Source organism: uncultured Psychroserpens sp., assembly GCF_947494225.1.
In the GTDB taxonomy this organism is placed as follows: Bacteria; Bacteroidota; Bacteroidia; order Flavobacteriales; family Flavobacteriaceae; genus Psychroserpens.
Genome location: NZ_CANLUG010000001.1, coordinates 277,171 through 303,849, shown reverse-complemented (window position 1 = coordinate 303,849; position 26,679 = coordinate 277,171). Strand labels below are relative to the sequence as shown.

At 35.8% G+C, this 26,679-nt stretch carries 15 protein-coding genes; 5 read left to right on the top strand and 10 right to left on the bottom strand.

From position 1 onward, the window contains the following. Window positions 1-114 precede the first annotated feature (114 nt). Window positions 115-5,166, top strand: a complete 5,052-nt coding sequence (locus Q0893_RS01255) for a choice-of-anchor L domain-containing protein (RefSeq protein WP_298901354.1) — start codon at window positions 115-117, stop codon at window positions 5,164-5,166. Window positions 5,167-5,240: 74 nt separating this feature from the next. On the opposite strand, the gene Q0893_RS01250 is transcribed toward Q0893_RS01255, so the two are convergent. The 3 genes from Q0893_RS01250 to Q0893_RS01240 form a co-directional block, all read right to left on the bottom strand. Continuing rightward, a complete protein-coding gene (locus tag Q0893_RS01250) occupies window positions 5,241-5,624 on the bottom strand; it encodes a hypothetical protein (RefSeq protein ID WP_299271976.1) in 384 nt (127 codons plus the stop codon). Between the two features lie 69 nt (window positions 5,625-5,693). Then, a complete protein-coding gene (locus tag Q0893_RS01245; RefSeq protein ID WP_298901356.1) occupies window positions 5,694-7,112 on the bottom strand; it encodes a DUF5689 domain-containing protein in 1,419 nt (472 codons plus the stop codon). Between the two features lie 63 nt (window positions 7,113-7,175). Further along, the gene (locus Q0893_RS01240) at window positions 7,176-10,022 is read right to left on the bottom strand and encodes a TonB-dependent receptor (RefSeq protein ID WP_298901357.1); all 2,847 of its coding nucleotides are present in this window, start codon (window positions 10,020-10,022) and stop codon (window positions 7,176-7,178) included. 146 nt (window positions 10,023-10,168) lie between these two features. Here Q0893_RS01240 and Q0893_RS01235 point away from each other — a divergent pair, with 146 nt between their 5' ends. Then, the gene (locus Q0893_RS01235; protein WP_299271973.1) at window positions 10,169-11,239 is read left to right on the top strand and encodes an endonuclease/exonuclease/phosphatase family protein; all 1,071 of its coding nucleotides are present in this window, start codon (window positions 10,169-10,171) and stop codon (window positions 11,237-11,239) included. A 71-nt stretch (window positions 11,240-11,310) separates the two neighbouring features. On the opposite strand, the gene Q0893_RS01230 is transcribed toward Q0893_RS01235, so the two are convergent. The 7 genes from Q0893_RS01230 to Q0893_RS01200 form a co-directional block, all read right to left on the bottom strand. Beyond that, a complete protein-coding gene (locus tag Q0893_RS01230) occupies window positions 11,311-11,745 on the bottom strand; it encodes a hypothetical protein (RefSeq protein WP_299271971.1) in 435 nt (144 codons plus the stop codon). 88 nt (window positions 11,746-11,833) lie between these two features. Next, window positions 11,834-13,492 (bottom strand): solute:sodium symporter family transporter, encoded by a 1,659-nt coding sequence (locus Q0893_RS01225; RefSeq protein WP_299271969.1) that lies wholly within the window; start codon window positions 13,490-13,492, stop codon window positions 11,834-11,836. Between the two features lie 51 nt (window positions 13,493-13,543). Further along, complete coding sequence (gene pbpC, locus Q0893_RS01220; protein WP_299271968.1) at window positions 13,544-15,892, bottom strand: penicillin-binding protein 1C; 2,349 nt, start codon at window positions 15,890-15,892, stop codon at window positions 13,544-13,546. Next, a complete protein-coding gene (locus tag Q0893_RS01215; RefSeq protein WP_299271966.1) occupies window positions 15,893-16,201 on the bottom strand; it encodes an antibiotic biosynthesis monooxygenase in 309 nt (102 codons plus the stop codon). Further along, window positions 16,191-16,439 (bottom strand): hypothetical protein, encoded by a 249-nt coding sequence (locus tag Q0893_RS01210; protein WP_299271964.1) that lies wholly within the window; start codon window positions 16,437-16,439, stop codon window positions 16,191-16,193. The genes Q0893_RS01215 and Q0893_RS01210 overlap by 11 nt, the downstream gene beginning before the upstream one ends. Before the next feature lie 5 nt (window positions 16,440-16,444). After that, on the bottom strand, window positions 16,445-22,027 hold the full coding sequence (locus tag Q0893_RS01205) for an MG2 domain-containing protein (protein ID WP_299271963.1): 5,583 nt from the start codon (window positions 22,025-22,027) through the stop codon (window positions 16,445-16,447). Between the two features lie 192 nt (window positions 22,028-22,219). Continuing rightward, entirely contained in the window at window positions 22,220-23,302 is a 1,083-nt protein-coding gene (locus Q0893_RS01200; protein WP_298901366.1) for an isoaspartyl peptidase/L-asparaginase family protein, read from the bottom strand. A 121-nt stretch (window positions 23,303-23,423) separates the two neighbouring features. Between Q0893_RS01200 and Q0893_RS01195 the strand changes: the two genes are divergently transcribed. The 3 genes from Q0893_RS01195 to Q0893_RS01185 all read left to right on the top strand — a co-directional run bounded on the left by Q0893_RS01195 (window position 23,424) and on the right by Q0893_RS01185 (window position 26,611). Beyond that, window positions 23,424-24,977: an aldehyde dehydrogenase family protein gene (locus Q0893_RS01195; protein ID WP_299271961.1), complete on the top strand. Its 1,554-nt coding sequence runs from the start codon at window positions 23,424-23,426 to the stop codon at window positions 24,975-24,977. Window positions 24,978-25,149: 172 nt separating this feature from the next. Next, the gene (locus Q0893_RS01190) at window positions 25,150-26,085 is read left to right on the top strand and encodes an OmpA family protein (protein ID WP_299271959.1); all 936 of its coding nucleotides are present in this window, start codon (window positions 25,150-25,152) and stop codon (window positions 26,083-26,085) included. A 28-nt stretch (window positions 26,086-26,113) separates the two neighbouring features. Then, window positions 26,114-26,611, top strand: coding sequence for a hypothetical protein (locus tag Q0893_RS01185; protein ID WP_299271957.1), 498 nt, complete (start codon window positions 26,114-26,116; stop codon window positions 26,609-26,611). Window positions 26,612-26,679: the final 68 nt, after the last annotated feature.

Sequence of the window (26,679 nt, the reverse complement as noted above, 5' to 3'; positions counted from 1 at the left end):
TAACTAACCAATATAAAGCCCTGAATTAATCAAACAGGGCTTTTATTGTTTATATCTAAAATTGCTACATGAACTACATGTAAAAGAAAAAGTTTAAAAAAACAACCGACACACATGAAAAAAATAATCTTTCTCTTTGCGCTCATATTTGCCTGTTCTTGGGCTGAAGCGCAAACGTATTTACAAGAAAATTTTGATACGGAAATTCCTGCAACATGGACTGTTACCGACGAAGGAGGTGCAACAGGTGATTCTTGGATTTCTGGTCAGCAAGGAGGCGGAAATAGCCTAAATGGGACTAACTGTGCTATAGTAGATAGTGACTCTAATGGAAATGGAACAGAATTAGTAGAAACATTAACCTCGCCAGTATTTGATACAACTGGTGCAACAGCTTTGTTTTTAGATTTTGATCAATTCTATAACAATATAGGTGATGATACCGCTGTTGTTGAAGTTTTTGACGGAACCAATTGGGTTGAAGTACTTAATCAAACGGCAGATGCCGGAGGGTTTGATGCTCCTGATGAACAACATATTGATATTACTGCGTATTCTAACGCTGCAATGCAAGTCCGATTTATTTATAATGACGGTAATGTATGGGCTTGGTACTGGTTAGTAGATAACGTTCAAGTTTACAACTCTACTTGTAACTTCCCTTCGGGAATTACAGTTACAAATATTACTTCTACATCTGCCGACATAAGCTGGACAGCAGGAGGAACAGAAACAGAGTGGGAAGTTGTAGTTCAACCGTTAGGTACAGGAGAACCAACGGGTTCAGGAACGGCTACAACAGATAATCCTTTTACGGCAACAGGCTTATCAGCAATTACAGAATATGAGGTTTTTGTAAGAGCCAATTGTGGCGCTGATGGTTTTAGTATTTGGTCTAGTGTTGGAAATTTTGAATCTGCTTGCGATGTATTCGTACCAGAATACCTAGAAGATTTTACAACAATTATACCTAATTGTTGGGATGAAGCAGCTGATGGAGATGCAACAACAGGACCTATGAACCTTGGAGGAGGTGATTGGGGACCAGATGGATTTCTAAATAACGGATTTGATGGAGCTTATAAGATTAATTTATGGCAAGCAGCTAAGAGTGATTGGATAATATCACCTCAGTTTGACTTAACTGGAGGACCATTTCAAGTAGACTTTGATTTTGGAATTATGCAATTTGCTAGTAGCACTACTGCCGGAACTTTAGGGTCTGATGATACCGTTCAATTATTTATTAGTACAGATAATGGAACAAGTTGGACCAACTTAATAACATTTGATAATACTACTGTAGTTCCTGTTACTGGAACACAAGTGGTTTCCGATTTAACAGCTTATTCAGGACAAACTGTGCAATTTGCAATATTAGGGTCTGAAGGAACTGTTGATGATACCGAAGACAATGATGTTTTTATAGACAACTTTAGAGTTCGATTAATACCATCTTGTCAAGAACCAAGTGGTTTAACCGTAGCTAATGTTGGAGGAACTACAGCCGATATAAGCTGGACAGCTGGTGGCGCTGAAACAAGTTGGGAGTACGTAGTACAACCTCTTGGAACAGGTATGCCGTCAGGACCAGGAACAACGGTTGCAATGACATCAGTTAATGAAACAGGATTAACATTCCAAACAGACTACGAAGTTTGGGTTAGAGGTAATTGTGATGCAGATGGCTTTAGTAGTTGGATTGGTCCAGTTACATTTACAACAACGGTACAATCAGATTATACTATAGATTGTACGCAACCACCAACACAAATTAATTATTGTTATGATAATAATGACACAACTAACTGGACATTCACGTCCACAGATGGAAGCCCAATTAGATTAACGTTTAATGCAGGTGGAATTGAAAGTTGTTGTGACGATATATTAGTATATGATGGAGCAGATAATACAGCACCATTAATTTACCAAGGAAATAATGGCGGAGATCTTTCAGGATTACAATTTGATTCGACAGGAGATACAATGTTTATGGAAATTGATGCTGATGGATCTGTAAGTTGTGCTTCAGGAAGTTTCTGTTGTACAACTCAATGGGATTTTACTGTGGCTTGTGCAACTTGTGTGCAGCCTGAAGCAACTTATAGCGTGGTATCTAACTGTACAGTTGGACCAGAATTCTTTGTCGATGTAGACTTAACTAGTTTAGGTTCGGCGACATCAATTACACTTAGTGACGATCAAGGAAGTGCTGACCAAACAGTTAGTGCTACTGGTATTGTAACATTTGGACCTTATGATAATAATACTCCAGTTGTTATTTCTGTGGCTAATGATGACGATCCTAACTGTATGCTTACGAGTGAATCGCTAACACAAGAGTTTTGTATTGATAATATTGTTGATTGTTCAGCAGGACCTTTAAATGCTTTCTATTGTTATGAAAATAATGATGCAAACCAATTCTCTTATACAAGTTCAGATGGTTCGCCAGTAAGAATTACAATCAACTCTGGTGAAATTGAAGGAGATCCTTTTGATTTCTTAGTTGTTTTAGATACTGATGGTGTAACAGAATTGTATAATGGAGAAGGTAATGATGGTGTTCTTGACGGATTGGTATTCCAATCTACAGGAGATACGATTTTCTTCCAAATTACTTCAGACGGTTCTGTAAGTTGTTCATCTGGAAGTTTCTGTTGTTCTGATGGGATAGATTATACAGTGACATGTGCAACTTGTGTAAATCCTACAGCAACTTATCAAGTTATTGACGATTGTGATAACGGAGATCAATTCTTAATTGACGTTAATGTAGCATCTTTAGGTGATGCAACGTCATTGACAATCTCTAATAATATTGATGCTAATACAGTGGCTGCAACAGCAGCTGGTGTTTACCAGGTTGGACCATTTCCATTTGGTGTAGATGTTGTTGTTACAATTAACAATGACCAAGATGCTAACTGTGTTATCAATAGTGATGCAATTCAATTATTAGCATGTCCTCCAGACAACGACAATCCTTGCGATGCTACAGTTGCAGGAGTTAATGCTGACGATAGTTGTGATATTATTACTCCAGGAACCTTATTAGAAGCAACGCCATCGGGTATTGCAGACGGAAGTTGTGCTGGAGATCCAGATGATGACGTTTGGTTTGAATTTACAGCAGTAGATGAATTTCAAATTATTCAATTTTTAAATATTACTGGAGGAGGTTTCTTCCAAGATTTAGATCATGCAGTTTATGAAGGTACTTGTGATGCACCTGTAGAATTATACTGTTCTCCTGATACTGCAAGTTTAACACCAGCATTAACGATAGGTAATACGTATTATATTAGAGTGTTCTCGGCAGGAGATGATGGTGTTGATTATACATTTGATTTATGTATAAGACCAGGTACTGGAAATGTATCGGTTGATCAAGATACATATACTGTAGAAGAACTGGTTGTAGACATATTAATTGATAGCCCTTGTGCTCAAATTACAAATATTACATTCTCGACAGGTACAGATTTCGGCGATGTTAATGGTATTGGATACTTCACATCAGATGAGGGTAGTTTCCCTTTTGAAGATGGTATTATATTAACTTCTGGAGATGCTAGTAGAGCTGGTGGACCAAACTTTAATGCCATGAGTGATGGTGGTTTTGGATGGCCTGGAGACCCTGAGCTGGATGCAGAAGTAGGAATAAATTCTAATAATGCGTCTATTATTGAATTTGATTTCGTGCCATTATCTGACGAAATCAGCTTTGATTTCTTAATGGCTTCCGAAGAATACAACGGAAGTACAGGTGGTACATTTGAATGTACGTTCTCAGATGCATTCGCATTCTTGTTAACAGACGAAGACGGTAATACAACTAACTTAGCAGTATTGCCTGGTACAAACACACCAATTTTGGTCACTAATATTCACCCTGAAAACCCAGGATGTCCTGCAATAAATGAAGAATATTTTGGCGGTTATGTTCCTCAGAACCTTCCTCCAATTTCATTTGACGGTAGAACCGAAGTATTTACGGCATTCTCTGAAGTAAATATTGGAGAGAACTATCACATTAAACTTGTTATTGCTGATGCAACAGATGCTGCTTTAGATTCTGGAGTATTCTTGAAAGCTGGAAGTTTTGATATTGGTGAAGTAGAACTAGGTGAGGACATTACGATTGCTTCTGGAACAGCAGCTTGTGTGGGAGAACAGATCGTTTTAGAAACGCAAGCGTTATCTGTAGACCATGTATGGTTTAAGGATGGGTTTGTTATTGAAAATGAAACGTCTAACACCTTAGTTGTTACTGAAGATGGTACGTATACAACTCAAATTATTTTCTCTCCATCATGTATTATATCTGATGAGATTTTAGTTGAGTTCTTACCTCTACCAATTGCAAATATGCCACCAGATTTAGTTGGATGTTCAATTGGAAATGATACGGCAGTATTTAATTTATCGGATAATGATTTAGCCATTTTAGGCGATACGCAAAGTCCTGATGATTTTACAGTAACGATTCATTTAACAGAGCAAGACGCCATTGATGGTGTTAATCCGTTAGTGAGTCCTTATACGAGTTTATCTAACCCTCAAACGGTTTATGCTCAAGTAACCAATAATGCCACAGGTTGTACAAACACAACAAGTTTTGATTTAGTCTTAGGTACAGAACCTGAAACTACATTTACACAAGATTTCGATTACGAAGTGTGTCCTAATGCAACTGTGCCAATTATTATTACGGCAACACCTGTTAATTATAACACGTCTGAAGTGACGATTAATTGGTATTTAGATGGTGTATTACAAGCTGGTGAAAATGGATTGACATTCCCAGTATTACTTGCTGGAGATTACGAAATTGAAGTCATCTTTAATGATACTGGTTGTTCTAGTATAACAAGTCAAACTGTTATTGAATTAGAGAGTTGCGTAATACCTCAAGGAATTTCGCCAAATGGAGATGGTATGAACGATACGTTTGATTTAAGCAGTTACCGCGTTACCAAGTTGGAAATATTCAACAGGTTAGGAACACTAGTGTATTCTAAAACGAACTATGTTGACGAATGGCATGGACAAACCAACGATGGTGAAGAATTGCCTGTAGGTACTTATTTCTATACTATGGAGTACGAAGATGGTACAAAGAGAAGAAGTGCATGGGTTTATATTCAACGTTTGAATTAAAGCCTAATAGTTTAATACATAAAAAAAGCCTCCAACGATATTTACGTTGGAGGCTTTTTTATTTGATCTTACGATTAAAACACAGTGCTTAGTAGAATAATGGATAAACCAATAGAACCGAATAATAAAAACCACAATAACCATATATTATATTGTTGAGGTGTTTTTTTACTATTTCTTTTTACGTTTATTACTGCTCTCTTTTTACCACTATACTGAATCCAGTTTTTAAAGTAGATAAAAATACTTATCATTATAAAGAAGGCCCATGCTTTACCCGATGAAATTGTAATTGAATTCATCTCATTTAAAAATGCAGACAACAAGATACCTGAGAGCAATATTAAACTACATTGTAATGTGGAAATATAAAATAAGGCTATAGTGTTGGCTTTCTTTTTATGTGTTGGTTTGTAATGTTGGAATACGGTAAAGAAAAAAGAATCGAAAGTGGTCATATACAAATGTATTGATAAAAGAAAAGCCACATCAATATTGATGTGGCTTTTCTTTATATAAGTTTTGTTTTATTGAGCGTCTATACTCACGAAATCTAATTCGTATGTTCCATCAAAATCACCTTGTCCACTACCTACATATTTAAATGCGATGTAGATTTGACCAGATCCGCAAGAAAGATCAACATTTCCTGAAGGGAACCAATCTCCAAAGAAATCACTGTCTTGTGTTACATAAGCATCTGTGATGATTCCCCAAGTAGCGGTTGTAATACCAGCTTCAGTACCATCCCAATCGTTTGAGAATAGTATTTCTAAAGTACTACCATCAGAGAAACTATTAGATGTTTCAAAATTTAAAGTCACATCAGGATTAGCATCTAAATCTATTTGAGGCGTAATTAACCAGGCTACTGAGCTTGCATCACCAGAATTAAAAGATCCTACTCTAGCTGAAACACCTTGAGATGAATTAGCACCACCTTGAGTGTAAGCTTCCCATCCTTCAGTACCAGCTTCAATATAGTTAGTCCAGCCGTTTCCAGAAATTGGAGAGTTTGTAGATTGTCCTTCAAAATCATCTTCAAATAAGTTGGTACTACCAGTTGTTGCAGCTAATCCACAAGATAATTCTATTGGATCACAACGCATTTCATTTGTGAAATTGATATCTTCTGGAGAATTAATTACTAACGTGTAAAAATCATCAAAGAAATCTCTTGTTAAAATCCCATCAATTGATCCTCTATTTGCAGGCAATAAAAGCGATTTAAAATCAGAAAAGGTACTTGTACTTAATATCACATTAGAACTACTTGCACAACTCTCTAAAAGACGTTCTCCATCAAATTGGTCTGTGTCTTCAGCAGCAAATGTTTTTAAATCATCACCTAAAACGTCATTTCTATTAAATTGAACATCACTTAAACGGATGAATAAATTTTCCAAATCATTAGAAAAGTCACTAATACTAACCTCAAGAGGTACTATAGTTGCTACTTCAGATGTACGAAGAATTGTTTCAGACATTTCAGACGACGCAATTTTTGCCAATTCGTTTCCTTCTCTTCTTCCTATTTGTACAACACCATTATCAACAGCAACAGACAATCCATCTAATTTAACGTATACTTTTCTTCCGAAATCGTATATTGTAAATAAAGGGTTTACATCTATTTGAACAACAATACCTGCTGTTGGGTTTTCTGCTTTATCTTGTAGTACTAACTCTTCAAAGAAGTTTCCTCCTTCATCACTAGAAATCACATAACCTTCCATGAAGTTGTTTGTTCCTTCAAAGGTAATGATGTCTTCACCAGATTGTGTAAGGTTACCAATAACAGCATCTATATCAATAATGTTTCCAGTAATTACAGGGTCTGTAACGTCAACATTAGGTGTGTCAAAATCATCATCCTGAACACAAGCACTAAATACTAATAAGCCTAAAGCTAATAGTACGATTTTGTTTAAATTAATTGTTTTCATTTTTTTCTTTTTTATCTTATCCTTATCAAAGGACATTATTTTGAAATTTGTTTTTTTAGCGTTTTAGAATCGAAGGTATACATTTAAGTAATAAGTTGTTCCATTTCCGTTGAAATAACGAGAACCAAATACAGGTCCTGTAGATCTAGATTGATCTTCTAATAACCTTGTATACTTTGGTAACCTTGATTGCTCAAATCCTCCTGTTTTATATTCTTGATCGAAGACGTTATTAATTGTTGCAAAGAATCCAACAAAGTAATCACCAACTCTCCATGATTTTCCACCTACAATGTTAACAAGAACATAGTCGTCAAACTCTTCTTGTTTTAATAAATCTCTAGCGATATCTTCGTCATAACCAACTATTGGTTGACCATCAAAATCTGTAGTAAAGTTTGCAGATCTAGCAAGGTTACTTACATCAATGTATGCGTTTGAGAAATAGTTTGTTGTTAGACCAACATTCCAGAAATCTGGGTCGCGGTATTCAAATCCAATTTGATAAGCACGTTCTGGACCTCCAGCTACATGGTAATCTTTAATATTTGTAGTACCATCTCCAAAGGTTAATGGACCATCAAAATCATCACTTGTTAAATATAAGTTTGGATTATTATCAAATGTGTATTGACCAACAGAAGCTGCTGCTTTTAATTTTATCGTTGGTGTTACTTGAGCTTCAAACCCTAATTCTACTCCAATATGTCTTTTTTCAACGTTGGTAAGGACCTCTTGTACAAATGCATCTCCAGTATCTAAACCAAGCCCAGCTAAATCTTCAGTAAAGAAGAAACCGATATCTGTTCCATCTTGAAATCCAGAATAGAACCCTGTAAGTCTAGCTTTAATTGTTGGAGATCTGAAAATATAACTTACATCAACAGATTGAATTTTTTCACTTTCTAAACCAATAACAACATCATTGTTTTGCCTTGCATTATTGAATGAATTTCTAATTGTTGGTGCTTTAGTAAAGTAACTTGCATTGAAATCAATAAGATGACGACCAGTAACTTTATAAGTACCTCCAGCTTTAACACCGTAGTTAGAAAAATCTAATTTTTCACTTTTCCCAAAAGAACGTGAACCAGAAAAGTTTCCATTTTCAAACAAACCATTTCTTTGGTATGTAGTTTGAGAAATGTTTGCTCCTAAGTAGAAATCTATCTTGTTGTATTTAAATTGAGCCTGCGCAAAACCAGTAACAACGTTTGCATCTATTTCGTAATTGTATTTGTAACGATCACCTTCTCTAACAATTCTATTAGGATTGTTTAAATCACTCTGCGCCACATCTTCTAGAGACTCGATAACGTTAGCATCTTCTTCTGCGAAGAAATCTACATCTAAGTAACCTGTTCCACCTAAAAGGTCTTTTAGGTTAGCAAAGTTTTCACTTTTTAATCGTCTATAACTTACCATGGCATTTAATCTCACACGCTCAGATAACTCAGTATCTAATATAGAGTTAATCGTAAATTGTGAATCGTCATTTCTATCTTCTTGAATAGCATAGATAGAATTTCCTCCTTGAGCTCTCACCGTAGCATTGGCACTGTATAATGCGTTCCAATCTAACTGACCGTTATTTCTGAAGTTTTGAGCAGCCAAAAATGCTTGTTCGTAATCGTAAGCTGTTGGATTTACATCTCTCAAATGGTAGCTAGGTAAATTTTGGTAGTAAGAAGGATCTGGATTTCTAGCACCACCAATATAACTTGCTTGACCGTTAAAGGTTACTAGTCGTGTTCCTCCATTATCAATTCTAGTATTACCTATTTTTCCAAATTGGTAAGCAACATTTGTGTTTAATTTTGTTTTAGGTGAAATATCCCAAAAGTGATTTAACATTAAAATAGGTTCTTCTATTTCTCGTACTCTTGAGTTTCTAATATCACCATCTTGCTCGCCCCAGAATGGGTTATATTTTCTTCCTTTTAAAGCAAGAATTTCATCGGTTATAGCCGTAGAACGCCCACGTCTGTTTTGGGCATAAATTCCTGTAAAGTTAATGCTGTGTTTATCGTTGATTTTCTTTTCAACAGCAGCAAAGAATGAGTTAGAGTCGTAGAGTGTTCCATCTACATAACCCTCATTTCCAAAACGTCTTGAGGCCAACACAGAATAAGACCAACCGCCTTCAAGGATTCCAGAATTGTAGCTAGCCATAACACGACCAGTATAACTTCTGTTTGCAGAAGCATAAGATACTCTTCCACCTTCTCTATATCTAGAGGCTCTCATTACAATATTATTAGTACCTGCAAGATCACTAAATGTATAATCGTTGGCAGACATACCAATAGTAAATTCTTGATTTCTTTGAACATCATTTAGTCCACCCCAATTTCCCCATTGCGGTCTACCACTAAATTGCTTGTTCATTTCAACACCATTAATAAGTACTTTTCCGTTGGCATTATCTAAACCTCTAGGTCTAAAAAACGTGGCGCTAAAATCAAACGCAGCTGCACGTAGGAATTGATCTCTAGATGCTTGTAGTAATCCAGAAATATTGTCTGTTAAACCATCATCTTCACTATTTAAATTGTCATCAGAAATTGAAATAACGAAAGAATCTGTCTTGTCACTATCGAAGTCAAGAGTCATACCGCTTATATCTACGGTTTGCCCTTCATTAACAACAATAGGGTAACGTTTTGTAACATAACCATCCTTTTCAACTCTAAGAACTTGTTCGCCTAAAGGAACAATGGTTTGAAATTGAAATTCACCGTTCGCATCAGTTTTAACAGATTGCGAAGTTTCTTCAATTGTAATTGTTACATCAGGAATTGGTTCACCTGTTGTTCCATCTAAAACACTACCTTTAACAATAGTCTCTTGAGCGAAGGATGTCAACATGGAAAACATTCCGAATAAAAAAATAAAAAAACTTTTTTTCATGCCTTATATTAAGATTAATAATTCTTATGCATTAAATAATAGTAATTTAAGTTATTTAAAGCGTGCAAATTTACATTATTTATAATAAATACATACTTTTGGCTCGACATTTGTAATCATCATAACGATAACATAATATATAAACTATGAAACCACTACATTTTTCTTTAGCAATTATTTGTTTTTTAATGACATTTAATGGCTTTTCTCAAGATGGGAAAAAAGAAAAACGATTTAAAATTCACACTGTAGCATTCTACAATTTAGAGAATTTATTTGACACTATCAACGACACCACAAAGTTTGACGAGAGAAGTCCAATTATGGAAATCAAAGCAGACCGAGAAGGAATTTATAAAAAGAAAGTGAACAATATGGCAAGAGTTATTGCCGATATTGGAGCTGATGTTACTGGAAATACACCTGCCTTAATTGGTGTTTGCGAAATTGAAAATAGACAAGTATTAGTTGACCTTGTTAATCATCCTTTATTGTTGTCTAAAGATTATGGTATTATACATTACGAATCTCCTGACGTTAGGGGAATTGATGTAGCATTATTATATCAAAAGTCATTGTTTAAACCAACAAGTCATGACTCTTTTGAATTGTTAATTTATGATGATGTAAGTAGAAAGCGTGTCATTACAAGAGACCAACTTTTGGTGAGTGGTGAACTAGACGGAGATCCTATTCACGTGATTGTGAATCACTGGCCATCACGAAGTGGAGGAGAGGCAAGAAGTAGATCAAAACGTGTTGGAGCGGCGAAGCTAAATAAACGTATCATTGATTCGATACAGTCTAAAGATCCTTATGCTAAAATATTTACGATGGGAGATTTAAATGACGATCCTACAAATGAAAGTGTAAAAGATGTACTAAAGGCGAAAGCAGATAAAAAGGATGTAGAATTAAAAGGTATTTACAATCCTTTTGAAAATATGTTTACTGAAAAAGGCTATGGAACAACAGCATGGAGAGATGCATGGAGTTTATTTGACCAAATAATGTTCACCAAACCACTTATTGAGAAAGACGATTATTCATCTTACAGATTTTACAAAGCAGGGATCTACAACAAGTTGTATCTCGCTAATAAAAGAGGCCGTTATAAAGGATATCCTTTTAGAAGCTTTGCTGATGGTGGATTTACAGGTGGATTTAGTGATCACTTCCCAGTATATGTATACCTTATTAAACAAGTAGAAGATTAAACATAACTTATCACAATAAAAAAATGCGCTATTAGATTATAATAGCGCATTTTTCTTTTTATGATAATTCATTAAAACCAATTTGTCCAAGGTATTCTAGATAAGACTAGAAGAAGTCCCAATGTGTAAAAAATGGCTAACATCTTAAACTTTGGTTTCGACGTTAATTTCTTTTTATGTTTTGAGTACCCCATTGTAATGAGGACAACGGCTAAAATTCCAACAAACGGATGCTCAACAGCTAAAAGTCTAGAAAATGGATCCAATCCACCCATACCATTGTTTTGTATGTTTTTTAATCCGAAAGGTGATGTGAAATATAATACCAACCCTATTAATAATTGAATATGGGTAACGATGAGCGCAAATAGAGAAATTCTGAAATCTACCGCTTGAAATTCTTTATTCCCAAAAAACTTGATTAAGGCATTAAATGTAGCTAATACTAGCATAATAAGTACTAGGTAAGCCCAATAAGAATGGAGCATTTTAACAATATCGTACATCGGTTATAGTTTAAAAATTACAAAAGCAAAGGTAAGAATTTAATACAATTTGGTGTGTTAATTCTGGTTCTGCACTTTAAAGTATTAATTAAGAGTAATATAGGTAGACACCTATGACAATAATGATAATAATGACACCAACTGCTTTTGCATATTTCCATGGTGTAATATTGACGGCGTTAGTAAATACTTGTTCATAAGCTACCTTTCTTGGTTTAATGCGTCCAATAAGTAACATTATTATAACATTGAGCACGAATAAAATAGCCATGATATGTAAAAAATGGGGGTAGGCATTAGTCTCTATAATGTTCAAATCTGATGGTGATGTTATTTTCATAAAAGAGGCCTCCTCCAAGGCTGCATTTACACGCATTGGTCTTATCACAAATTCGCTAATAATGTATAATATGGAACCTGATAATAATCCAATTTTTGCAGCGATGGCAGGCACTCTTTTAGTCATAAAACCAACAAAAATAATGGTTAGAATAGGAATGCTATATATCCCGTTTACACGCTGTAAATAGTCAAAAATACTATCTAATTCTGATAGAAAAGGTGCAATGAGCATAGCTCCAATAGCAAGGGCAATTCCAAAGCGTTTTCCATATTTTACGGTGGTTTTTTCATCTGCTGAAGTATTTATATGTTCTTTGTAAATATCTACACCAAACAACGTTACGGCACTATTTAGAACACTATTAAAGGAACTCAAAATGGCGCCAAATAGTACAGCGGCAAAGAATCCTAAGAGTTCAGGAGGAAGTACTTTTTTAACCAATGCACCATAAGCCTGGTCGGGCTCAGATACAGATAACATCTCGTTTTGATGCATGTAAAAAGCAATAATACCTGGCAACACAACAATTAGAGGTCCAAGTATTTTAATAAAAGATCCTAGTAGTAAGCCCTTTTGACCTTCCTTAAGGTTTTTTGCACCCAAAGCACGTTGAATGATTTGCTGATTAGTACCCCAATAAAATAGCTGTACTAGCATCATTCCGGTAAAAATAGTGGCAAAAGGAACAGATGATGTTGAGCTTCCGATAGCATTAAACTTCTCGGGGATATTAGTTTGAAGTGTAGATATACCATCCGTCACGCTTCCCTCTCCAATAATTAGCAGTCCGAAAACAGGAATTAAAATACCACCAATAAGTAAACCAATAGCGTTTATCGCATCGGAAACAGCGACAGCTTTAAGTCCGCCAAAAATGGCATAAATAGAACCAATAATTCCAATACCCCAAATGCAAATCCATAGTGCCGCATTTTCTGAAACACCGAGTACATTTGAAACATCAAACATACCACTTATGGCTAAAGACCCTGAATAGAGAATTGTAGGTAAAAGCACAACAACATATCCCGTTAAAAACAGAGCAGAGGTTAATGTTTTTGTAGTCACATCAAAGCGATTAGCCAAAAACTGCGGAATAGTAATCAATCCACTTTTTAGGTAGCGCGGCAATAAGTACAAGGCAGTCACTACCATGGCAATAGCTGCTAAAGTTTCCCAGACCATAACGAGAATCCCTTCTGTATATGCCGAGCCATTTAAACCCACTAATTGCTCAGTGGATAGATTGGTCAATAATAAAGAACCTGCAATAACTCCTGCGGTAAGGCTTCTACCTCCTAGAAAATAACCATCAGATGACGACTCGTCTGTTTTTCGGGTAGCGACATAAGAAATGATTGCTACTAAAGCAGTAAAACCAACAAAACTAAGAATACCAATCATGCTATTGTTTTAGTACTGTAAAATACTAAAAAGGATCTTAATATGGCGAGCTTACTCCGAAATAGAAATATGTCGTTTCGCCTCATTGCCAAATTCGTCAACCACAGTAATGAGGTGCTTTCCTTTTTCTGGAATAATGGCGATTTCATGAATGTCTTTAGTAGTGCCAACATAGGTCTCATCAAGATACCAATATACCGTAGCTTCAGGTTTTGAATGGGCAATCTTCAAGACAAGATCATTGGTATTGCCATCGAAATCTTTTGGGAGGAATACAGAGTTTTTGGCTTTCGGATAAATAAAATCCATGCTTAGTTGTAACTCGCCCATACAGTCCATTCTCAATTTCGGAAGTGGTTTGTAAAACGGGTTTTTGGTTTTGTAGTAATAGGCTTTTAAAGGTGATAAAACAAACCATGGCTTGTGTTTGATATCCTTTAAATTTTCGCAAGATGAATTCACTTGATAGGTCTCGGTGGCATCGACGTGCGCTAAAATATGATATGGACAAGGCGATGTTTTTAATCCGCTTGCCTGAATATAACGATCTTCTGTATCGTCACAAATTGGAGACGCGCGATGTCCGCTTTTTGAGCAAATACTCACTTCTTGCATTTCGTCATATGGTTTGGCAAACCAGTCGCTATGTGGTAATATATCAAAAACATCAAATAAAATTGGAGCCGCCGTTTGAACACCTACCAAGCCTGGACGACCTTCACCATCTGCATTTCCAACCCAAACACCAACTACATAATCTTTTGTCGTGCCAATAGCCCAAGCATCGCGAAATCCAAAACTTGTTCCTGTTTTCCAGGCAATCTGTTTAGAATCATCAAAAAACTCCCAACTTTCGTCGCCTTCAGGGCGATTTACTTTTTTTAAACTTTCATAGGTAAGGTAAATGGAAGCAGCATCAAATAGTGTTTTTTCAGTAGACTTTTTTCCAAAGTTTACAGTTTCCGAAGTCATAAACGTTGGCTCTACAAATTCATTAGTGTAGTATTCGCTTGAGGTTTCAGAAAAATGATTTAGTGTAGATGACATGGAAGCATAGCTTTTACACAAATCCCATAAGTTGCTTTCGGCACCACCTAAAATAAGTGACAGCCCATAATGATTGGCGTTGTATTTTAAATCTTTAAGGTGTAATTGTTTTAAATATTGATGAAATCGATCTAGTCCAAAACTTTGTAACATTCTTACGGCAGGAATATTTAGTGATCGTGATAACGCCCGACTTGCTGGGATGACACCATCAAATTCTTTGTTGAAATTGGTTGGGTTATAGCTCCCAAATTGAGATGGCACATCTGCGACCAAAGTATTTGGTAATAAATCCCCAGCATCTAACATGGCGGCATATAAAAATGGTTTTAGAATACTACCTGTACTTCGTGGTTTATCAATAATATCTACATCTTTTTGATGCGCTCTATCTGTTGGTGTATTCCCAACATACGCTAAAACCTCACGTGTATGGACATCTAATACCAAAACAGATGCATTATGAATTTCATTTTGCTTTAAAAGATTGTACTGATTTTTTACGATAAGATTGACGCGCTCCTGAAGTTTGGTGTCAATGGTTGTTTTAATACGTTCCCCTCGATTTGATCGCACTATTTTCTGTAAAAGATGAGGTGCAATTTGAGGTAAGGCATAGGGTTTTTGGGGTAAATCTTCGGCAATGGATAATTCGTAGGTTAAGGAGTCTATGATTGTATTTTCAAGAAGTTTTAGTAACAGGCGGTTGCGTTTTTCTAGTAAACGTTTTTGGTTTTTTCCGGGATAAATTAAACTAGGCGCATTAGGTAAAACGGCTAAAGTAGCACTTTCAGCCCACGAGAGTTGGTGTGCATCTCTATTAAAATAACGCCAAGCAGCAGCATCCAAACCAACAACATTTCCACCAAAAGGAGCATTACTACTATAGTAGGCAAGAATATCGTCTTTAGAATCTCGAAGTTCTAATCGTGTAGCCAGAATGATTTCTTTAATTTTTTCGATATAGGTTCTAGATTGCCCTTTTCGAGATAAACGAATTACCTGCTGCGTCAAAGTACTACCACCACGCTTTACTTCACCAGCGCTTATATTGTCTTTTAAGGCTTTAAAAATGGAGATGGGATTAAAACCAGGATGATTGTAAAAATATTCATCTTCAAACTGAACTATGCAGGTTTTAAATTTTTCAGGAATGCTATCGTTATGCGGAAATCGCCATTGGCCATCTTTAGCAATTTGAGCACCCAAAAGCTCATTATTTTTACTTGTAATTACAGTCGCTGTAGGATCTATAAATAAGTCACTAGGTAAACAAAAAGCATAAATAATAAGGCCTATCGCTAATACGACAAATCTCTTTTTACGCTTTTTTATGTAGTTTACTAGTTTCATTTATTTTACAAATTCATAATCACGTTCTACTTTACAAATTCTCACTCTATACCAACTGTACCAGTCTTGACGCCCTTTTTGTTGTGCCACTAAATGGTCGGTTTGCTGTTTCCAGTTTTTAATAGCCTCAAGACTTTCCCAATAGCTAACAGTAATTCCTATGGTATCTCTGGCACTTTCAATACCTATAAAACCCTCTTGTTGTTTCGCTAAGGCTTCCATTTGGTTGGCCATTTCTTCATAACCATCTGTAGTATCCGATTGTGTTGAGGTGAAAATCACTGCGTAGTATGGTTTGTTATTTTGCATGGTACTTACCAGTTTTATTGTTATCAATCTTTTTTATAATCAACACTTGGCTGTTATCAAACCGTTGAATTGAGGATACTTTAATAGCCACAGGAATTTGGTTTCTAAAAATGGTATCATTTTCAATTTTGAAACTATCAATTTCCTGATGTTCATATAACGATTTAGTTTTTGAATCATCGATGCCACAAGCATAACATAGCGGTAGCATCAGTAAAAATATATTATACTTTTTCATCTGTTCTATTTTTTAACTTCAATCCAACGTCCTTTATTTCTCACAAAGAAATCATTATCATACATAGCCTCCACTTGCGTACCTGGTAAATAGTAGGTGCCTAGGTAAGCTGCATTGAGCATTACGGTAAACACTCTAGTGCCGCGCTTTCCTTTTGGAGGTAAGTCGAAATAAAAATTCACACGATCATCTCTAATATCTGTATATCTGGCATTACTTGTTGTTGTATCACCATAATCTGTAAAACGTGTATTTACAATCTCCCATCCCGAAGGGAAAATCTGAGTAAGTGCCACATCTCGTAGCGACTCATTTTTTAGGTTACTCACACTAATTCTTGCCACAATATCTTGCCCTTGCTGCAATTCGGATACGTTAAGACGATTTCCTTTTAAATCTTGGTAGATAACAGAAACACTTAAACCACGTTGCTCTGCCAATTCTTGTCCTAAAGGAAGTTTTCCTGAATTTAAAACACGTACATAAACCAAGTTGCTAATAGCATTCTTTAAAGTTAAGGTGTTAGAACCGTCTTTAACGGCAAGTTTGCGCTGCGCAATAGTGCTTTTGGTGTCTATTGTTTCTGTCTTTCCATTAAAGGTATAACTGAAATTCATATGCTTTCCACCATTGGCTTCTACCATTTTTGCCATAGCTAATAAACTGTAAGCTGTTGTTTGTGTACTCATCCATTGCGTACTTGATAAATCTTTAGCGATGTATTCTGCAATTTCTCGAGCTTTAGGGTTTTTAGTAATAATCATGGTTTCTAAAGCCATAGCTCTATTTCGATCTACTGAACCATAAGTATAATAATTATATTTAGGCGGTTTGAAATCGATGTTAGCTGTTTTCGATAACTGTTCACTTGCTTCCTTTTGACCAGCTAGAGCGTATGCTGCTGCTAATCGCCATTTGGCCTCGTTTGAAATTTCGGTGAATTCTCGTAATCTATTCATAGAGGCAAGGTCTGGGCTTCCAGCTAAGGCCAAAGTGTATAATCGGTAGGCCTGAGCCAAATCCGAATTATAACGTCTATAGCTTGGTCTCCAGTCTCTAGCGGCTTCTTTTTGGTAACGTAACCAGTTGCTTTTAAAGGTTAGAGGTAATACAAAGCCTTTCTTTTCGGCTTCAATCATAAAATGTCCGGCGTAACTTGTTCCCCAGTCGTTGGCCGTATTTTCACCAATCCAATAACTCATGCCTCCATTGGGTCTTTGGAAATTCCCTAAACGTTTTATGCCATTTTCTATATTTGATTGAATTTGCTGGCGCTTTTCGTATTTAAGATCGAAAATATCACTTAAGTATAACTGCGGAAACACACTCGACGTCGTTTGCTCAACACATCCATGTGGATATTGAATGAGATATTCCAATCGTTTTGAGAAATCCATTGGAGGTAATGTTGAAAACTCAACAGTTGCCGAATTTGTTCCAGGAACTCCAAAGGTTGAAAAATCTAGACTTTGCGATGCATTTGCTTCTAATTGCGCATTTTCAAATTTTGAAGTTATAGGATTTGGATTCACAACATCTAGTTCTACTTTATATGTTGACTTCTCACCATTTCCTGTTGCAATCACTTCAACAGTATTGATACCTTTTGCCTTGCTAACGTCTAATTGGAAATAAGCCATTTGCTCATCTGGTTTTGCAAAAGACAATTTTTGAGAATTATTACCTACCACAGAAATACCATCACTTAATTTTAAACTTAAATTGACATTTTTTACTTTAGGTTCCATCGCAAACACGGTCACAGGAAGGGTTACTTTTTCTCCCGGACTTAATTTTCTTGGTAAGGTTGCCAACACCATTAATGGTTTTTTTACTTCAACAGATTTGTCTGTGCTTCCATAGGCTTCTGTTTGATTATTTCCTGCTACAACCATAGTTCGAACGGCTCCAACATAATTTGGCATTTTAATTTTGTGAGATTGTCTTCCACCAGCTTCTAGCTTAAAAGGTCCTAAATAGGTAACAACAGGTTTAAAGCGATTGGCTTTTTTATTTTTACCCTTAGCTGCACTTCCGTCACCACCAATTGCAAATACCTGATCGATACTGCCAGAATATGCACCAATAACATCATCAAAAATATCCCATGTTTTTACACCCAGTGCTTCGCGAGAATAGAAAGTGTTCCACGCATTAGGCGTTTTAAATCGGGTTAAATCGAGCAGTCCTTCTTCAACCATTGCAATAGTATAGGTCATGGCCTTTTTATTCTTTTCAGAAACATAGACCTCAAATTCTTGCTCTGGTCTTAAAACACTTGCCATGCGTAATTCTGGTTCTAGAATGGTTTTTGGATCTTCAACTAAGATTGGAATAACACCATATAACCTAATAGGTAAGTCATTACTTGTAATAGCATGCGGTTGCAATAAAGAGATATTAACAAACACGTTTGGCGCCATTTCCGAAGTAATAGGTATATTAACCGTTGTTTCTCCTTTTTTAGTTTTTACCCATTTGTGTTCAATCACGTCAGAACCATTTTCTATACTAATCAAGGCACGACCTTCGTTCCCAGATGGGAATTTTATTTTTGCCGTTTCACCAACGATATATTTATTTTTATCAGAGGCAAACACTAACATTTTAGCTGCTTCTTTATTGTTTCCTGTAGACATTCCAGACCAATTTCTATAGAAATATGCCGTACGTCCAGTAGCATGACCACTTACAGGATCATATACTCTAATAAGGTAACGACCTCTATCGTTTTCAGGAATTTTAATAGTAAATGATGTTTTACCATTGGCTCCCGTTGAAGCCTTTTTTGTTAATATAGGTCTATGGTAACTACTCGATACATAATTAGATAGGTTATCATATGATGAGTTCCACCACCAACGCCATTCAATTTTATAAACTTTAATTTCGAGGTTTTCGCGTTTTACAGGTTTTCCGTCTTTATCAACAACGGCTAAATCGAAAGTTTGATTAGTATCTGTAAAATAAGAACCATAATAATTTCCTTTTGGAGATTTTAAACCAACGTAGGATTCGTATGGAGAATACGTTTTTGTAAAGGCGTCTAGAGAAAAGTCCCCACCATTCTCAAATGCTCTTACCAAAAATTGTGCATTAAGCATACCTGGCGCATTTTTTCCAATATCAAGGTTAGTGTCGATCGTTGCTTTTCCTTCTTCGCTTAAATTTCCTTCAAAAACATTTAATTCTTCAGTACTAAACTGGCGTGTAGGATCGCTAAACACATAACCTTTAAAATTTTTAAAACTAGTATAAGAGCTGCTAAACTTAGCTTTTATTTCGGCCTTTATATGTTTTGCAGGAGCACCATGTAGCCATTTTACATCTAATGTTCCGTCTAGAGGTACTTCACTAGATAGTATATCTTGTTTGAAATCGACTTTAATTTTGAGTCGGTTGGGCTTTACTGTTTCTACCTTTAATGCTTTATAAAATTGTGCGCCTCCCACAGACACTTTAGCATTGTAGTTTCCTGTTTTTCCTTCTGAAACTGTAGGAACAATAAACTTATAGAAATTATTGACATTATCGGATGTCACATGTTTGTAGATGAGTTTTCCATTGGGATCGGTAACCTCCATTTTTACAGGGTGACCTTTAGGCAATTCGTTGGCTTTGTCATTTAACATAAATGTTAAGAATAACGAATCTCCAGGGCGCCATACACCACGCTCACCGTAGATATAACCTTTGAGCCCACGTTGTAATCTATTTCCCGAAACATCAAATTTGCTTAATGATAAAGAGTTACCATCTGTAAGTCTTAAATAGCTTGTGTTATTTCCCTTAGAAACAATAGCAAATGATGCAAACTTATTGGCATCATATGATGCTAATCCTTCACTATTTGTTGAAACTGTGCCTATTTCTTGTTGCTGAAAATTGTACAATTTTATGGTTGCATTTGCCTCCGGATTAGTATTTAAAATATTAGTTACAGCAAAGTAATAGTTGTTGCCAGCACCTTGCTTTACAATAACACCAAGATTAGAAGCCAATAGGTTTTGTGCGATAATTTTACCGTCACCATAATAGGCGTCATGACAAGGATTATTGCGTTGTCTCCAATTATAGGTGTGATTTCTGTATCTATACGTTCGGTTATCCCAATATTCTTGCTCTCTTAATTCGTCATCTTCCGTATTAGAATCGGCATACTCATCATAATAGTAGTCTTCTTCGTAATAATAATCGTCATATTCGTCATTTTCATTGAGCGCACTATCAGGATTAGCTTCACAATCATAGAGTGAGTATTTCCTAGAATAGCTAAGTTCAACTCTATAGATAGCACCAGGGTCTGCTTTAAAATATTTAGAAAGATCAATGCTATAGGCTTTCCATTTTCCAGAGTTTTCGGCAGCAGATTGTAGTTGAATTGTTTGCTTAGCAATACGACGACCAACACGTTTTATTTCATTGTCGTTGTTGCTACTCATAACATTATCTTGAAGAAATTGTAATACATTATCCTCGAATATTTTGATAATTCTAATATCAACAGCACTTAAATTTACGGCTTCGAAATTGAACTTTAACTCCTTAGAGTTTGGTAAAATGGTTCCGTTACTTACTAAACGAACTTGGGGTTTTATTTCTTCGAATGAGATGGCTTCTGAAAACGGACTTTTAAGTTTGTAACCATCTGTATTCTTTATGCCTTGGAATACATCAACTTGAATGTTTCCAATGAGTTTCGTGTCTGGATAGACTTTTAAGACATTCCCAACAACAACAAACTTTGGATCTTTAACATTCTGAATTGTTACCAAACCGTCAAAATTTTGTTGGGTTTTTATCGGGTCTGAAAAATTAATATATAAGAATTGTTCTGGAGATTTGTAGGCTTCAACATTTACTATTTTGAAATTGTTAATACCAGGAATTTGAATCGTATTCTCACCTTCATTTTCTGCGTTTATGACCTTTCCATTCCATTGTATTAGAATTTCAGAATCATCAACAAAACGGTTTATACTATCTATTCTAAAATCAAAATATTTAGCATCCTTTTCGAGTTCGTTAAAATGTAGCTTAAGTTGCTTTCCGTTTTGAGTGGCTTTCACCAATTTTTTTGCATCCTCTAGCGAAATTATATCTGCCGATTTAATAGATGCTTCTAGATATTGCCATTTTTTACTATACGACTGTAGTGCATTCGTAGCTATATTGAAATTTGGTGTTATGGTTTTAAACTGAAAAGTATAGTCCTTATAATCTTTAGGCATGTCTTTATAAATCTTATCTAACTTAACAACCACAGTATATTCTGTTGCGGGTTCTAAATGCTCATCTGGCGTAAAAACCATTGTGTGTTTGTTTACAGCTTTTAAAGTACCTTCAACATGAGGAGATATTCCAATAAGATCATCTGTAATTTCTTTGTTGATGTCCCAATCAGCAACATCATTAGATAGATTGATGGTTATAGGATTAACTACAGATTGCAAGCCAGAAGATGTATAACTTATATAATCTCTAAATTTAAAGAGGTTATCAGTTTCTTGAGTAGAAGGCTCTTTTTTCTTACATGAAAAAACGATGGCGAGACATAAAATTAAGGCGAACAGATGTTTTGGTTTCATGGCGATGGACATGTTATTATTGGTTTAGACTATAATTTTCAACTACCGGTTTGACAGTTGAATACTATAAAATTACATGATTAATAGGGCTTAATGATGTGGTTTTAGTTATTTGTTACAGACAAAGTAGTATTCGTTACGAATTGAATAGAATTCGTTTCTATAAAGAAATAGCACCAAATATGCGTACGCCTATTCTTTGTAAATTCCAACAGTTAATTCTCCTTTGTCATTCATTGACGCTCTGTACATACCTGCTGTATTAAATTCGGCAACCATGTTGCCCTCTTTATCAACCGCAACAATTCCACCATCACCTCCAAGTTGAGGTACTTTGTTTTGAATAACTTCTTGAGCCGCCTCTTTTAAGGACAACCCTTTGTATTGCATTAATGCAGAAATATCATGAGCAACCATAGCACGAATAAAATATTCGCCCCAACCTGTGCTAGACACAGCACACGAGTTATTGTTTGCATAGGTTCCTGCTCCAATAATTGGTGCATCTCCAACGCGTCCATAACGTTTATTGGTCATACCACCTGTAGACGTTCCAGCAGCTAAGTTTCCATCTTTGTCTAAAGCCGCACAGCCAACAGTTCCGAATTTATAATTTTGAATTTCGGCATCGTAGAAAGCGGTTTTATCATTATGATCTAACTCAATGTTTTCCTTTTCCTTTGCCCGTTTAACCCCGTTTAGTCGTCTTTCTGTATAAAAATAACTAGGCTCTACTATGGTTAGACCTTGCTCTTTAGCATAAGTTTCGGCACCCTGTCCAGCCATCATTACATGTGGAGATTTGTCCATAATAATTCGTGCTAAATCAATCGGATTTCTAACCGTTGTTGTTCCTGCAGATGCTCCGGCATTTAATGTCTTTCCATCCATGATGGATGCATCCAACTCATTAGTTTCAGCGTTTGTATATACGGCACCTTTTCCTGCATTGAATAACGGAGAATCTTCCATGACATTAATAGTCTTTTGAACTGCGTCAAGGCTCGTTCCTCCATTTTTTAATATGTCGTATCCTACCTTAATTGCCTCTTCTAATTTTGCTTTATAAGCAGCTTCACGCTCAGGAGTCATGTTTTTTTTCAAGATGGTTCCTGCACCTCCATGTATAATAATGGCAAATTCTGGTTTCTCGTTTTTAGCATCATAGGAAGAATCTGTTGGTGCAGTTTCAGGTTCTGAGGCCACTTTTTGGGTTTTTTCACCGCAGCCAAAAAAAATGAAGAGTGCTAAAAATAATACAATAGAATGTTTCATGGTTATGTGTTATATATAAGAGCATTAAAGTTACATCATTCACCAAATTACATCAAGTAAAAATGACTTTTTATTAGTAACTTCGCGTCAAAATTTAATAATTCTTAAAATATAAACATATATGGAAGCTACTGCTACCGATTTTGGTATAAAAGAGGCCTTAGAACAATTAGGTGTTCATGACGTTAATGAAGGAACATCTACAGGCTCTAATAATTTTTCTAATGGAGAAATTATTGAATCGTACTCACCTGTTGACGGACAGTTAATTGCTAAAGTGAAATCATCTACGAAAGACGATTATGAAAAAGCAATGACTGCTGCTACTACAGCTTTTAAAACTTGGAGAACAATGCCTGCTCCACAGCGTGGTGAAATTGTACGTCAGTTTGGTGAGAAATTAAGAGAGAAGAAAGAAGCGCTTGGTAAATTAGTGTCTTACGAAATGGGTAAATCATATCAGGAAGGTCTTGGAGAAGTTCAAGAAATGATTGATATCTGCGATTTTGCCGTGGGATTATCACGTCAACTTCATGGTTTAACAATGCACTCTGAACGTCCAGGACATAGAATGTATGAACAATATCATCCTTTAGGTGTTGTTGGAATTATTTCAGCTTTTAATTTTCCTGTGGCTGTGTGGTCTTGGAATACTGCTTTAGCATGGATTTGCGGTGATGTATGTATATGGAAGCCTTCTGAAAAAGCACCTGTTTGCGGTGTGGCTTGTCAAAACATTGCAGCTGAAGTTTTTGCAGAAAATAATTTACCTGAAGGGATTTCTTGCCTGATTAATGGTGATTATCGCGTTGGAGAAATGATGACTAAAGACAAACGAGTTCCATTGGTTTCTGCAACTGGATCAACAAGAATGGGTAAAATTGTAGCTCAAGAAGTTGCTGCACGATTAGGAAAGTCTTTACTAGAATTAGGTGGAAATAATGCAATTATCGTAACACCAGACGCTGATGTTAAAATGACTGTTATTGGAGCCGTATTTGGTGCTGTTGGAACTTGTGGTCAACGTTGTACATCAACACGTCGTTTAATTATTCATGAGAGTATTTATGATAAGGTTAAAGATGCCGTTGTAGACGCTTACAAACAATTACGAATTGGTAACCCTTTAGATGAAAATAATCACGTTGGGCCATTAATAGACAAGGATGCAGTAAAAATGTACCAGCATGCTTTAGAAAAGGTTGTTGAAGAAGGTGGAAACGTTGTTGTTGAAGGCGGTGTTTTAGAAGGAGAAGGTTATGAAAGTGGCTGCTATGTGAAACCTGCAATCGCTGAAGCACAACCTCACTATGAGATTGTTCAACATGAAACATTTGCACCTGTATTATATTTATTAAAATACTCTGGTGATGTAGAAAATGCAATCGATATTCAAAATGAAGTTGCTCAAGGATTATCATCTGCAATAATGACTAATAATTTACGCGAAGCAGAACGTTTCTTATCTGTTCAAGGTTCTGATTGCGGTATTGCAAATGTAAATATTGGTACTTCTGGAGCTGAAATTGGCGGTGCTTTTGGTGGTGAGAAAGAAACTGGAGGAGGACGAGAATCTGGTTCTGATGCTTGGAAAATTTACATGAGACGTCAAACAAATACGATTAACTATACGACCGAGTTACCTTTAGCTCAAGGGATCAAGTTTGATTTATAAATAAAATTTTTAATACTAAAAAGGCCGCATCATTCGATGCGGCTTTTTTTTGCTTAAAACACAAGGTAATGGCTTGATAATGTGACTTTTTTAAGATTTGTGTTTCATATATAGGATAAAAGATGTTAATTTTTTTGACATCTCAATAATTCTTAACTAAAACACTAACCACATGAGTAAAAAGACTACTTATCTTCTTGGTATTTTATTTACGATTATCATTGGTACATTATTGTATTGTTATTTATGTAACGATTGTCACTGTTCCTTGGGAGGAGAAACGACAGAAACAACTACTGATGAAACTATCGAAATAGAACAGCAAAAAATAATGCCTACTACTAAAAATGCATTTACAATTTATGATGCTGATGGCGATTTCAATATTGAAATGAATGATAATTTCAACTTTAAAACATCGAGCTTCTCAATTTTGGATCCAATTGCACCAAATGTTGCAGGTGGTGTTCTAAAACTTAAGGACTATCTTATAACTAATCCATTAAAAACTATTGATATCGTTGGATATTATAGAAGTGATGAAACTAATAATTCGGCTTTTCCTAATTTAGGTTTAGCGCGTGCAAATGCTGTTAAGAATTATTTGGTGACTCAAGGTGTTTTGTCTAAACAAATAAATACTCAAGGAATACTTAATGATGGTATTAACCCAGATGATTCAAATACGCTGTTTGGACCATTAAAATTTGGCATGGTTACGTTGGAAGAAGGTATAATTGATGAAGCTTTAGAAGCTGCATGTGAAGCCATAAGAAAAAGCCCATTAGTACTTTATTTTGAAACAGGACAGGCCCAAATTAGTCTTAGCGCTGAGCAACGTCAAAAATTTGCAGATATTTCTAGATGTGTTGACAAGCTTGGTGTTAAAGTACAAGTTGTTGGACATACGGATAATACGGGAGACGCGGGCACTAATGTCATTTTGGGGCAACAGCGTGCCGATTTTGCCAAAAGCTATCTCATTAGAAATGGTATTCTAGGCAACCATATCGATGCTACATCTAAAGGGCAAACGGAGCCTATAGCAGATAATAACACTGATGAAGGACGTACTAAAAATAGACGTACAGTAATTACCATAAACTAAATTAACAAACTTAAAAACATATAAAATTATGAACTGGTGTATATTAATTCCATTACTTGTAGGTGCTATTTGCGCACTGTTAGGCTACTTACTAGGGAGACTTCTTGGAGGTACTAATAATCATGATAATGGCAATGACAGAATTGCAAAACTTGAAGCAGATTTAGAGGCTTGCGAAGCAAGCAAGTCAAATATTGTATCTTCATTCACAGCAGGAGCTACTGCTATTGCATTTGACGCAGGAGCGGCTAAAGCTGTCTTTGGGAAAACAGTTAAAGAAAATGATTTAACGATTGTTGAAGGAATAGGCCCTAAAATTCAGGAATTATTTCATAACCATGATGTTAAAACTTGGAAGAGCTTATCAGAGTGTAGCGTTGATAAATGTCAACGTGTCTTAGATAGTGGCGGGGAACGTTTTGCTATTCATAAGCCTGGAACTTGGCCAGAACAAGCAAGAATGGCTTATGAAGGTCTATGGAGCGAGCTTTTAAAATGGCAAGATGAATTAGATGGAGGCAAGTAAATATAGCAACCTAAAATAAAGATTATTTAAAAACCGTTTTACTTATGAAACGGTTTTTTTGTGTCATT